Raw genomic sequence first — 13,700 nt, forward strand, 5'->3', positions numbered from 1 at the left:
TCATCATGAACAGTCTGTTAGTTAAAAGGGCAATGCTGAAGTTTGATATGTTCTTCGTATTCCTGCTTGAACATTCGCAAGCTATTTTGGACTAAGACTGACGCCCCCGTCACAAGGGTACAGAACCCTGTGCCTTTGACAAATCCGCAAATTTGTAAGAGCTGATCCAGGTCTTTCTGCGTCCCATTGCCTTCTTCAATTTTCTCAACCAATTTGGCCAACTCACCGGTTCCAATCCGACAAGGTGGACATTGGCCACAACTTTCGACCTCAAAAAATTTCGAGAGCTTTAGCGTTTGTGCGACCATGCAGGTCGCGTCATCAACCACAATGACTCCAGCAGATCCTAACCCGGTACCAGCCTTTTTGAGCGAATCAAAATCCATAGGCAAATCAAGTTGATCAGGCCCAATCATCGCAAACGATGGTCCACCCGGAAAGACAGCCTTGAGTCCCCGACCATTTGGAATTCCTCCGCCACATTCTTCGATAAGGTAACGAATGGGGGTACCCATTGGAAGTTCATAGACTCCAGGACGATTGATGGCCCCACTGAGTGAAAATAGCATAGTTCCTGGGCTTTTCTCGGTCCCAACCTGCATAAACCATCCGGCACCATTCCGCAGAATTGCGGGAATATTTGATAACGTTTCCACATTATTCACCAACGTCGGCTTGCCGTAGAGGCCAAATTCCGTTGGATAAAATGGAGGTTTCTGTTTTGGTTGTGCAGGCCGGCCTTGCATCGATTCCAACATGGCCGTTTCTTCACCAGCCACATAACTTCCATGTCCATCAAATATTTCTAGATCGAGATCAAGGGAGGTTCCCAGAATATTTTTCCCGATCAATCCCTTTGAACGCGCTTCATCAATAGCCTTCTCAAAATTTGCACGCTCTTCTTCAAATTCCGCATTCAGATAAATAAAGGCCTTTTTCGCGTTCACGGTAAACGCCCCGATAAGACAGCCTTCAAGTAATTGATGTGGGTAGTTTTTGAGAAGATAGCGATCTTTGAAGGTTCCTGGCTCATGCTCACCGGCATTACAGACAAAATATCGTTCTTTCTCTCGGTGGTTAAACACCTTTTCCCATTTAATGCCTGTGGGAAACCCTGCACCACCGCGACCGCGAAGATGGGCATGCTTGAGTACAGAAATCACTGACTCACGATCCTCTTTCAATACGCAAGTTTTCCACGCTTCATATCCGCCACGACGCATATACGGCTCAACTTTCCACGGCTCGTCCTCAACACCGACTAGCACTCGAGCAGCTATGGTTGGTTGTTCAGTCATCTTCGTCTCACTCACATGTACCCGATTTAAATAATTTTAGACATTTGAGGCGTAGGCCTTCCCTCGAACACTTGGATACATGTACTAGATTCTATAGTTGGTTGGATATTGATAAAAGAATTTATTTGGCACAATTCACCAACTATACGGCTCAATCTCTGATGCCGTCAAGCGCGTCATTATATAAAACTCACGGATTGTCAATGCGTTAGAGTCAGGCCTCATACTCTTGTTCTATCACACCTAATAATCTACGATTTCTACCGAGTAATCTGTTTCATACTACCATAGCGAATCCAAATAAGTTCCAGTCAAGCCAGACATTGGAGACGATTGTTCACAAGACCAAGCGTAAATAATGGGCAGTCAATAATGGCGACTTAAACCTTTGACGCCTTTATTATAGGTATCCAAGTACCCTACGTCATGACCCACTATAAATAAATATTGGAAAATTATGCCCGCTTGGATGTACTGACAATGATTGACGTATTATCTCACGTGTTGGATATCAACATTGTACAAGTTGGCGCTTTATCGTTTCGATATAACTGAATCAGCCATAGGACCTACCGGCTCAAAATTCATAGGCCTTATTCTCCACGGGAATGAATAAAGATAGAAAATAAATTGTCAGGAATCTACCGAATGCGTGAGAACAAGATAGTTATGTCACAAGAAGTAGGTCGACTTTTTGACATAAATCCTGGACTGCCTTACCCGATACTTGAAGAGCAGCTTTTTCTTCTGGCGTGAGTTGATATTCAATAATTTCTTCTACACCCCCTCCGCCTAATTTCACAGGGACTCCCATAAATACCCCATCAAATCCATATTCTCCCTCACACAGCGTTGCACAGGGAAGGATTTTCTTTTGATCCCGCACAATCGCTTCAACCATTTCAACGGCAGAAGCGGCAGGAGCATAATAGGCACTCCCGGTTTTGAGCAAATTGACGATTTCCGCACCACCCTGTCGTGTTCGTTTGACGAGTGCCTCAAGCCTATCTTTAGACATCCACTCATCAAGCGGACGACCCGCGACCGTGGTGTATCGAATCAACGGCACCATCGCATCTCCATGGCCTCCCAGAACCATGGCTTGCACATTATCCACTGAGACACGTAATTCTTCAGCAATAAATGTTCGAAAACGAGCAGAATCCAACACTCCAGCCATACCAAGTACTCGTTGTTTCGGAAAGTTGCTCGCGCGATAGGCGACATACGTCATCGCATCGAGTGGATTGGCCACAATAATGATGATCGCATCAGGAGAACGCTGAACAATTTCCTTCACCACAGACGAAACAATTTTGGTGTTTGTTTCAATCAAGGCGTCACGACTCATACCGGGCTTTCGCGCGATACCAGACGTGATGACCACAACGGATGATCCCGAGGTCTCATCGTACTGATTCGCGCCCACCATCTTGGAGTCATAGCCACACACTGGCCCAGCCTCAGCAAGGTCCAAGGCTTTGCCTTGTGGCATGCCATCCACAATATCCACGAGCACGACATCATACCAATTTTTTTCAGCAAGTCGTTGAGCGATCGACCCTCCAACATTCCCTGCTCCCACCACCGTAATTTTCAGTCTTCTCATGGTTTTACCTTCGTTGCAAGATTATTCGAATGACAGGTGCACTAGTGCACGGTTCTTCATATGGCATCACCACCTGCGGCCACATCCTTGTTGTGCATGGCTTCGCTGTTGAACATGAGAATGACAGGTGCACTAGTCATGTCCAGTCCAGCCATCGACTTTGAAATTAATGGTACAAACAAAATTATCGCCTTGATAAAAATTAATTTTGATTTTCTTTTTACCATACTCCCGGGCAAGAAAGGCTTCAGGACCATCCACAAGCTCTTGATAGGTTCCGGGCTCATAGCTGCCTAATTCTATAAAACTGACAATCATCCCGGTTTTGACTTCTTGTAGCACCTTCACCCAACATTCAGGGTAAATCTCCCAAAACTTTTCATCAATTTCTGGACGGGTCGGCTCTCGCGACTCTTCACCAGGTTTCCGGTCTTTCCGCCCAAATTTGGCCTGGCGTCGAACATAGGGATATTGATGACCAGTAAATAATTTATACAACCAAGGCGGCACTTGTCGGTCTGAACGTTCTTCACTCATAAACAATCTTTGCCTCTTACGTCGTAAGCCGTTGATAGATTCCCGGGAGCCGCATCGGTAAACCACTCACATCATCGACGACAACAAATCCCACATCACCATACATGCGGGTGAGATAGTCTCCCGCTTCCTGATCTACTGTAATACAAAATGGATGAATACCGTTCATGCGTGTTTCCCGCAACGCCATCTTCGTATCTTCCAATGAATATTCATCGCCATAGCCATCATCAAGCGGCTTGCCATCGCTGAGAATGACTAATAACCGAGTGCGTGCCGGCTGTTGCAGCAAGCGACGAACGGCATGACGAATCGCCGCGCCATCGCGATTCTGTTTCATCGGCGCAATGGCCCCAATACGCAATGCCGTGCGACTGAGCGAGCTATCATCAAAATCTTTGAGAACGGTGATCTCCACCTGCCCACGCCCCTGTCCGGAATATCCATATAGCGCATATTCATCACCAATGGCTCCAAGTGCCTCAGACAAAAGAATGAGTCCCTCTTTTTCAATATCAATGACTCGTCGTGATCCAGACCCAATTTGTCGTCCAGTTGACCCGCTCATATCAATCAAAAAGGCGACAGCCACCTGACGATCATGCCGTTCACGACGAAGATAGACACGATCGGAAGGCTCACCTCCCACTCGTTTATCTACAGTGCGATTCACGACCGCATCGATATCGATATCGTCTCCTACATCCTGCCCGCCAAGGCGGCGTAGTGCGGTCGGTCGAATGGTTTCAAAGTAGCGACGTAGCAACCGAATCTCTTGAGCATACGTCGCGAGCGTATGGTCGACAAATTCCGAGCTGCTTTCTTGGCCAATCGACTCAATCACTCGACACCATCGAGGCCGGTAATCGTGCAACGTCCCATCCCATTCGTCATAGAAAATTTCCTGTGGCCCATTTTGCGTCGCTCGCTGAATATTCCGTTGCCCTTGTTCCACGTCAAGCCATTGCTCGAGTGGGGACTGCCCATACTCTTGCTGAGTGTTTCCAGCATCACGTTGGTCCATATCTTTGCGTGGCGATTGGTCTGTCGGATGTTCCCGCTGTGATGAATAACCCTCATCTAAGGCTGCCGCTTTCTCCTCAAGAGCATCATCCTCCAAAGACTGTCCCCCAGAATCCTCAGCACCCTGTCCCTGGACTAAATCCGGATTCATGGCACCGCGATAGGTCAAATTTGTAATGGGTCGATACTCATCGGACGTTTCTTCAGCCGCTCGCGGACCTGCACCAAGATCTAAGGACTCTTCTCCATCAACTTCTCGAAGCTGGTTTTTGTCGGAAGAACTCAACTGAGCCACCATCTCATCCAAGATCTGGTACAGACGATCGGCCAGAACGATGACGTCTTCAGCTGTCGCCTCTGGATGCAAAATCGTTTGAGCCAACTCCCAAGTTCGGGCGACAACCTCTTGAAGATCTTGTTGTTCGCCAATCCCTGATGGCTCCCCAGCAAACCGTAAGAGTAGCGCATCGAGCACAATTTCACGAACCGTCATACCATGAAGAAATGATCGGGTGTTCACCGCCTCTTTCGTGAGCAATCTCAGATCATGATGTAACCCGGGATATTCATGCTGCAATAAAAATTCGACTCGCGCATCTTCTAAAATTTCCCACAGGTCCTGAATGACGCCCCGTTGTGGATAGATGGCAAAAAGCTCGCCAAGGTTCTTTGGCTGAGGATCATGGTCTGCTTCTGAGTGCGCAGCGTAGCGCGCACGCACCTCTTGAGCTAGGCCATGAAGTCGCTCCAAGTCAACGCGATAGGTTCCAAATTCCAAGTGCCCCGCTTCATGGGCCGTCATGACCGTGTACAATCGAATATTGTGCTCACGTGATAAGCCTTCTCGAATCAGCGTAGGAAGAAAAATAGATTTTCCATCAGGACTGACCTGAGCTCGACAATGCTTCACCTCTGCTTCTGACGGCGTCGAGGCGGGCGAGGAGTCAGGGAGCGCTTCGATCGAGATATCCGATCCACACATGCCTTGCGCAAATAATTTGAGAGTCCGTGCAATTTGACGAAGCGGTACTCCCTGCATTGACCGCTCAACCGCAGTCAGTGCACTTTTCGTTTCAAGAGCAAAGTACGCACGAGCCGCTTCTGCGCTGTACTCCAAAACCTCCATCCCACTGCGATACCATTCTTCAAACACGTCAATGGCATTATCCGACTCTCCAGTGAGCCGGAGAACTTCGGAAGCTCGGCTTACATAGGCAAGGGTGGCTTCAGCATCTCGATCAGCAAGAAGCAGTCCGTACTTGACGACACGCAATTTCCAATCGGTCGAGGGGAAAAGCCCGAACAGACGAGGACAGTCCGCAAGGAACGAAATCGCGAGTGACGGAGACTGCTCCGCAAGCGAGGCACCCAACTTGATCACCCATCTCTTTACCTCATCTTCTGGAATCTCACTCAAAATCGCAGGGCTCGACCGGAAATATTCGATGGTGCCCACATAGTCCGTTTTCCCCAACGAATTATTCGTCACCAACTTCATCCCAAACCCAATCCAATCTCTGACCTGCTCTTGAGAGATCACATGAGCAATCGATGGGCTTTCATGAAAGAATTCGTTTCCTAAGACATAATCCCACTGCGCCAATTCCATACCGATTTCTGCCCATGCTTGAAGTTGAGACATGGGAATTTCGAGTAACAGTTCAGGGGCTTTCTTAAAGAATTCTAAGGCGCAGTTCGGAGCAACATCTGACGATCCATCGGCCAACTCAAGCGTCAATTGCAATATGGTCATGCGCGCGTCTGACGTCTCAAGTACCCCAAGTATCAACGGACTTTCCTTAAAGTATCGTAGGCCAAGTGCTCCCCGTGACTGCGTAAGACTGATGCCAAGATCGAGCCACGGAATGACCGTATCGAGCCCACAACGGCGATGCAATTCGGCTAAGGTCCAAACCGCTTCACTCGCGATTTTTGATGAGGCATCCTGAAGCTCTTCACAGAGTTCCAGGACGGTCTCGGCCACTCCTCGACCAACAAGATCGTCTCGAAGGCCATTGGCCGTCGCTTGATCGTGACGATCCAAAAGCAAGTTCAGCAAAGTGGAAATGGGTGAAGAAGGCGCGTTCATATCAAATTGCACAGTGAAAGGTCTGTAGATTATAAAAATGGAGAATTCTCTTGTAAATGAAGCCATTTCATCGATCTGAGACCTTAACATCATCTCACAAGAATTTCCCACCCTCTCATACGTTTCTAGCGAAAGACTTGCTTCGCTTTGTACAATGCGGCTTCCTTCTATAAGGCCAGTACCATGATCACCATCAAGCGAAAGCTTTAGACATGCTTGCGATTGACCCCACTTCACTAACAATCACCTCCAAGCTCGCTCACCGTCTGCGAGGTCATGTAGAGTTTCTTGCTAGCCAAGAACTTGAAGGCAGGAAACCAGGAACTCCAGGACATGAAACAGCCGCTCGCTATATCGTCAACACATTTCAACAAGCTGAACTCGAACCTCTTTCTTCTTTGAATGGCTACCGGCAACAAATCTCACCGGAGATTGGAGACAATCTCATTGGCATCCGTCGCGCGCATTCTCAAACCGCCACCAATCGATGGCTTCTGCTCGGAGCCCATTATGATCACCTGGGAAAAACTGGAGGGCGCATCTATGCTGGAGCTGATGATAATGCTGCAGCCGTGTCGATGCTTCTTGAAACAGCCATGGCATTGCCGTCACTCAAACATTATTCAGTGGTGTTTGTCGCATTTAATGCTGAAGAACCCCCATACGCACTGATTGGCTCACAATACTTTTTAGATCATCTGCCTCGTGAAATAGAAAATCCCCAAAACCTGCAAACTGTGATTATCCTTGAGCTCATGGGAGGCGTCCATTGGGAACCGCTTCAACACGTCGTCTTTGCCGCAGGCGCCGAACACAGTCCAGGCCTGTATCGGCATATTAAAAACCAGTCATTTCCCAGTTTGAAGAATCAAAAACTTCTCATCAAACCATTGGGCATGCATGTGATCGAAGAAATCCCCCTATTAGGCCGCACACCATTTAGCGACTATCACGCCTTTCGAAATGCTTCGGTACCTTTTTTGTTCCTCTCTGCCGGACGAACTCCTCGATACCATCAGCCGACAGACCTTCCTGATACGCTACATTACGAACGCATGGCCTTGACCACTCAATGGCTCATTAACGTATTTCATCAATTGAATGAAGACCGCAAGCCATTTGAGTTTCTACCCAACAGGATTGATTTTGTTGAGGAAGTCAAGACGCTCCAACCACTCATTACCAAAGCCGCAAGCCGGAATACCTGCATACCCAATACGTCTTTCGCTTCACTTTTGAAATTAAAAGCCGATGAACAATGGATCAAAAAGCTTCATTTTGACAAAATTAGTCATCATGACGTCAAACGATTAGAACGAGCCTCACTTCGCATGCAGGGCCTCTTAGCCAACTTTCCTGCCGCGTTTCTCCTTTAGAGATTTATACCGAATCCAACAGTAGGAATGTCTGGACACAATACCATGCAAGAAGGTGCAATCTTCTATGGCATTCAACTGCGTGACCTCGCCATCGACCTGATGTATCAATGACATGTGTCCAGGTCCAGCTGAGGCCTACCAACTAACCCCGCGCGATAACTCACCACAAAGATGCGGAATTTATTGGAAACGGCTATAAACGTGATCTAGCTGTTTGTAAAAAGCTATCACCGTCCATAGCAGCCTAACCTCTGCTTCACGTGCTCCACCGACAGACCTTTCAGCAAGACGCGTTTGTGACGTCCTCCGGTCCCAGATTCAATAACCACAGAACGTTTGGGGATATCAAACTGGTCCGCAAGATATTGACAGAGTGCTGCATTGGCTGCTCCATCTACTGGCGGAGCAGCGACTCGAAACTTTAAGGAATTTTGACCGTAGACACCAACATATTCTGTTTGAACAGCCCGAGGTTGAACATGAATCGTTAAAATTACTCCGTTAGCTGTTTTCTGTATACAATCATCAAACATGTGACTTCCTCAAAACACGACATCCTCACGACACACCATACTTCGTTTAACAACATCAAACAACTAACAGAAACTGATAGGGTTAAACATAAAATATCATTATTTTTCAATAACTTACATGACGCAACTTTCGAGAGAATTTTATGCGTCCTAGGGTTGACAGCCTCAAAAGCAACGAGTACAATTAACTATATTGAAAATGGTTATCAATATCGTATTTAAATAAAAATCACATTTATTCAAGAGGGAAGACATGTACATCTGTGTTTGCAAAGGCATCAAAGAATCAGATGTTCGAACCTTAGGACGTGAAGGCATCACCTGCCCGAAACTCTTAGCTTCCACGCTCGGAATCGATGACAAAAACAGCTGTTGTGGCCGGTGCATCAAAAATGTTTCAAACTATGCCGCCATCGCCATTGATGAACATTCTCGCATGAAGCTTTCGGTGAAAGCTTAGTACATCACGTTGCCCAGCCTTTCAAATACCTTCACGATTCTCTAGCGTGAAGCGTTTTTCTGTGGCCAACCCATCTCCTCGTTCAAAATTCAGCACGATTTTCTTATAATTCTCCAGTGAGATAAAGCGTTGTCCATGCCTTGCGGCACGCCTGACCATCGCATTGTGGAGAAAGATTCACGTTATGCCTACACCGCAAACTGCCCCATTTGGTTCATGGAAGTCCCCACTGACATCTGAATTGATTGTTTCCGAAGCTATTAAACTCGGCCAACAACGTCTGGATGGGGAAAATATCTATTGGGTGGAAAGCCGTCCAACCGAAGGCGGACGGAATGTTATCGTTCGTCGAACGCCAGATACCTGCATGACTGATCTGACTCAATCCCCGCTCAATGTTCGAACACGCGTACACGAATATGGGGGAGGCGCGTACCTCGTGTCACATGGCACGCTTTATTTTTCAAACTTTTCTGATCAACGGCTCTATCGACAGGATCATCATGATTCGGCCGCCACCCCCTTGACGGCCGAAGGCCCGTATCGCTACGCCGACTTCACGATGGATCATCACCACAACCGAATTATGGGTATCAGGGAAGACCATTCGGATTCTCACCGCGAACCGACAAATTCTATTGTCAGTATTTCGTTGAACGAAGATTCCCAGAAGACATACGGACAAATCCTTGTCAATGGACACGACTTCTATGCCGCCCCGCGATTGAGTCCCAATGGCCATCAACTCGCCTGGCTTGCATGGAACCACCCCAACATGCCTTGGGACGGAACCGAATTATGGGTCGCCGACATTCACTCCGATGGATTGTTACTACACGCCAGGTATGTAGCAGGAGGGGAAAGCGAGTCAATTTTCCAACCGGAATGGTCTCCGTCGAGTAAACTTCATTTCATCTCCGACCGAACCGGGTGGTGGAATCTGTACAGCTTTCACAACGATCACATTGAAGCCTTATATCAGTTGGAAGCCGAATTTGGTGCGCCTCTATGGAACTTAGGCCTCTCAACCTATGCCTTCCAAGATTCTCACCACATCATCTGTGCCTATACGAAGAAAGGTACATGGCATCTTGGCTGCCTGGATACCGAGTTACACACGCTGACTTCATTTGATTTACCTTATACAGATATCGAGGGAATTCAAGTTAAAGGAAATGGTGTGTATTGCACGGCAAGCTCTCCAACAGAACCTACCGCCTTCATTCGAATTGACCTGATCACGAAAAAATCTGAGATCCTTCATCGGTCGTTCAATGCTCCCGTTCATCAAGACTATCTTTCCACTCCAGAGGCTATCGAGTACCCAACTGACGATGGAGAGCATGCTCATGCCTTTTTCTATCCACCTCAAAATAGAGATTTCCGTCCCCCCTCAGATGAACGTCCTCCACTGATCGTAAAAAGTCATGGAGGCCCTACAGGGTCGTGCGGACAATCGTTCAACTTGATGATCCAATATTGGACGAGTCGTGGCTTTGCGGTTTTAGATGTGAACTATGGAGGCAGTACGGGCTATGGACGATCCTATCGAGAACGGTTACATGGACAGTGGGGAATCGTCGATGTAACCGACTGCATTAACGGCGTCCAATTTCTTATTCATCGTGGAAATGTTGATGCGAGGCGAGTGGCTATAACCGGAGGTAGTGCCGGTGGGTATACGACATTATGTGCACTGACCTTCCACAACATCTTTATGGGAGGGTCAAGTTATTACGGCGTCTCCGACCTTGAAGCCCTTGTTCGCGATACTCACAAATTTGAATCACGCTATTTAGATCGGTTAATCGGCCCCTACCCGATACAGAAAGAGCTGTATCGCCAACGTTCCCCTATCCATTTCGCCAATCAGCTTTCTTGCCCCATTATTCTTTTTCAAGGACTAGAAGACAAAGTGGTCCCGCCTAACCAAGCGGAACGAATGGTTGAAGCACTTAAAGAAAAAGGACTTCCAGTTGCCTATGTTGCATTTGAAGGTGAACAACATGGCTTTCGAAGCGCGAAAAATATTAAACATGTTTTGGATGCTGAGTTATATTTTTATTCGAGAATCTTTTCGTTTTCTCCTGCAGACCCCCTTACGCCAATACAAATCTTCAACGAATAAGACGCAACCCCATCACAACTAGGCTCCTGAAATAAAAAGTCATGGGGTGTCGACTTTTTTAGCTGGTAGATTTCATCATAAAATACCTAGTTATAGACGTTTCAAATAACTTCCGATGTTTGAGGCCGCAGTATTGCACTGTCTAGGCGACCTATCATCAGAGGCAAACAAGGTCTCACCATTGGCAACCCCTTCAACCCTGCGAGAGATATGCAACCACCGTCGCCTGGGTTTCCTTTCCTCATTCAACTGGAAATTAATTGGATTCGCTATAATTTATGATTTTTATGACACGAGATTGAACCTTATATTGTAAATTATTGAAATATTTTTTCATTTTGTCAGACTTTTTTTCACTTTCTGTCTCATTTTTTACATTTTCTCACAAAATTCAAGCATGATATAACATACGAATTCATTATAATACTAATAAAATCAATATATTATGAACTAAAATATCAAAAAATAAATAAATGGTATTAATATTGCCTAATTACTAAAGTAATCTTGTGAGAATATCTAAATTGCACATAAGAATAAAAGATTAAATCTAATTAAGACATTAAATTTAGAGGAAAGTTAACAAGTTCAGCGATAAAGTCAATTCCACGAATCGCATCAATCGACGCTCAGTCGATTCACAAAATAGGAGACTTCGTGACATGAAGACAGTAAGCCATATGAAAAAAGCAACAATAGCCTTACTTTTAGGTTGTTCTTTCTTGCTACCGACCCCATCACTCGCGACATCAGTGTTGGGCGGATCCCTGGCAGTTCAAAATGACGGGAATGTCACGGCCACATTTCAGGGTTCCAATGCGGGCTACATCAGCTCACTGTATCTGGGGGACACAAAGATCTTTACCTCAAATCAGACAAGTGGCTCGACATTTGATTTAGGAAACTTTACTGCTGGCACCCAGTTACAGTTTCGACTTGAAGTTCACAACACCGGCCAGACTTTTTATACTGGAAGTGGCGCAAATAATGTCGATGGCCTCGCACATGCAATCGTCAATGATTCTTTTGGGCAGGGTGAAACACTAGTCAGCTTTGAAGATCTTCTTGGAGGAGGCGACAAGGATTACAATGACTTGCTATTCTCTTTCTCCAACACCAACACCGAGCTTGATGCAGACACAAACAAAAGCCTCGTGCAAAATCCAGAACCATCCACCGTCATCTTATTAGGGTCAGGGATTATCGGACTAGCCGCTTGGCGCTTGAGAAAAGAACGATCCTTCAATAAGTAGTTTTCGTTCAACCAAAAACGAGTGTTCTCACATACCGCTCTTTTCATTATCTTTGAAAAGAGCGGTATTTTTTTAATGATCTAGGCGACCTTCAATCGCCATGCCGAAGGGAAAACAGAGTTCAACGTTGGCGGCCCTTTAGCGAGACTCGGGAGACACAACCATCGTCGCCTAGGCGACCTTCAATCGCCATGCCGAAGGCAAAACAGAGTTCAACGTTGGCGGCCCTTTAGCGAGACTCGGGAGACACAACGGTCGTAGCCTAGGCTTCCTTTTCCTCATAAACTAGAAATTAATTGGATTCGCTATAGATCTTGTCGAGATTATTTCCAATACTGACATCCCTAAATCTTCAGAGTTCTTTTCACTTCCATCACATATCTGTTGAATGATGCCACTTAGGTCCTGACTTATGACGAGAACTTGTCAAATACCTTTTCAGCTTTCACATTGATGGCTCATCTTCAATTGCCCTTCATCAGACGGCAGACCTAGAAGAGAGCAAAGAAACTTGCAGGAAATCTTAGCAAAGAAACGAAACGATACCGTATCGGCGAAACTCTTCTCCTTGGTCTCATATTTGCTACTTTATATAGAAAAATAAACTTTACTCAAACCTCGTAGCAATCTGCATGATCATCATATTCTTGAAAGATAGTAGGCCAATAGTAAATTCATACATTGTCATAACTGGAGGAACGCAATCATGAAACCACTAACACACCTCAAAGGGTTTACTCTCGCTCTCATAGGATGTGGAATCTTTTTATTTCCTGGGCATTCCATGGCCACGTCAGTCTTGGGAGGAAACATCGTAGTTCAACATGACGGCAATGTCACAGCCACCTTTCAGGGAAGCAATGCCGGCTACACCAGCTCACTGTATCTGGGAAACACAAAAATCTTTACAACAAATCAAGCAAGTGGTTCGACCTTTAATTTAGGAAACTTTACTGCGGGAACGGCACTGAACTTTCGACTGGAAGTCCACAACACAGGCAACACGTTTTATTCCGGTAGTGCAGCCAATAACATTGATGGCATTGCACATGCATTTATCGATGATTCATTTGGAAACAATGAGACTTTAGTCAGCTTTGAAGATCTTCTTGGTGGCGGAGATAAAGATTACAATGACTTGATTTTTTCGTTTTCAAACACCGAAGCCGGAAAAAATTTAGTTCAAAACCCTGAACCATCGACTGTCATCTTATTAGGGTCGGGAATTATGGGATTAGCGGCCTGGCGCTTACGAAATAAACCATCCGTTAAACAGTAATCAATATTCTCAAGATTGTAAGATTCCAAGGCATAACGCCCTCACCATGAAAATGGAGAGGGCGTTGTCTTTTGTAGATTCTCAACTGACCTTACAATGAGCGAAATTTACA

Annotated in this window: 10 protein-coding genes; 5 read left to right on the forward strand and 5 right to left on the reverse strand. The window is 46.1% G+C overall.

The window, feature by feature from the left end; all coding sequences use genetic code 11:
- Positions 1–17: 17 nt before the first annotated feature.
- From nuoF to ACWQXP_RS13810, 4 genes are all read right to left on the reverse strand, one after another.
- On the reverse strand, positions 18–1,298 hold the full coding sequence (gene nuoF / locus ACWQXP_RS13795) for an NADH-quinone oxidoreductase subunit NuoF (RefSeq protein ID WP_454063452.1): 1,281 nt from the start codon (positions 1,296–1,298) through the stop codon (positions 18–20).
- A gap of 667 nt (positions 1,299–1,965) precedes the next feature.
- Entirely contained in the window at positions 1,966–2,907 is a 942-nt protein-coding gene (mdh, locus tag ACWQXP_RS13800; RefSeq protein WP_454063453.1) for a malate dehydrogenase, read from the reverse strand.
- A gap of 132 nt (positions 2,908–3,039) precedes the next feature.
- Positions 3,040–3,444 (reverse strand): hypothetical protein, encoded by a 405-nt coding sequence (locus ACWQXP_RS13805; RefSeq protein ID WP_454063454.1) that lies wholly within the window; start codon positions 3,442–3,444, stop codon positions 3,040–3,042.
- Positions 3,445–3,460: 16 nt separating this feature from the next.
- Complete coding sequence (locus ACWQXP_RS13810; RefSeq protein WP_454063455.1) at positions 3,461–6,556, reverse strand: VWA domain-containing protein; 3,096 nt, start codon at positions 6,554–6,556, stop codon at positions 3,461–3,463.
- Between the two features lie 212 nt (positions 6,557–6,768).
- Here ACWQXP_RS13810 and ACWQXP_RS13815 point away from each other — a divergent pair, with 212 nt between their 5' ends.
- Entirely contained in the window at positions 6,769–7,932 is a 1,164-nt protein-coding gene (locus tag ACWQXP_RS13815) for a M28 family peptidase (protein WP_454063456.1), read from the forward strand.
- A gap of 230 nt (positions 7,933–8,162) precedes the next feature.
- On the opposite strand, the gene ACWQXP_RS13820 is transcribed toward ACWQXP_RS13815, so the two are convergent.
- A complete protein-coding gene (locus ACWQXP_RS13820) occupies positions 8,163–8,468 on the reverse strand; it encodes a DUF167 domain-containing protein (RefSeq protein ID WP_454063457.1) in 306 nt (101 codons plus the stop codon).
- A 253-nt stretch (positions 8,469–8,721) separates the two neighbouring features.
- Between ACWQXP_RS13820 and ACWQXP_RS13825 the strand changes: the two genes are divergently transcribed.
- From ACWQXP_RS13825 to ACWQXP_RS13840, 4 genes are all read left to right on the forward strand, one after another.
- Positions 8,722–8,928, forward strand: a complete 207-nt coding sequence (locus ACWQXP_RS13825; protein ID WP_454063458.1) for a hypothetical protein — start codon at positions 8,722–8,724, stop codon at positions 8,926–8,928.
- Positions 8,929–9,112: 184 nt separating this feature from the next.
- Positions 9,113–11,056: a prolyl oligopeptidase family serine peptidase gene (locus ACWQXP_RS13830; protein WP_454063459.1), complete on the forward strand. Its 1,944-nt coding sequence runs from the start codon at positions 9,113–9,115 to the stop codon at positions 11,054–11,056.
- A gap of 662 nt (positions 11,057–11,718) precedes the next feature.
- Entirely contained in the window at positions 11,719–12,309 is a 591-nt protein-coding gene (locus tag ACWQXP_RS13835; RefSeq protein WP_454063460.1) for a DUF4114 domain-containing protein, read from the forward strand.
- Between the two features lie 706 nt (positions 12,310–13,015).
- Positions 13,016–13,588, forward strand: coding sequence for a DUF4114 domain-containing protein (locus ACWQXP_RS13840; RefSeq protein ID WP_454063461.1), 573 nt, complete (start codon positions 13,016–13,018; stop codon positions 13,586–13,588).
- Positions 13,589–13,700 lie beyond the last annotated feature (112 nt).

Source organism: Candidatus Nitrospira salsa, from assembly GCF_965152625.1.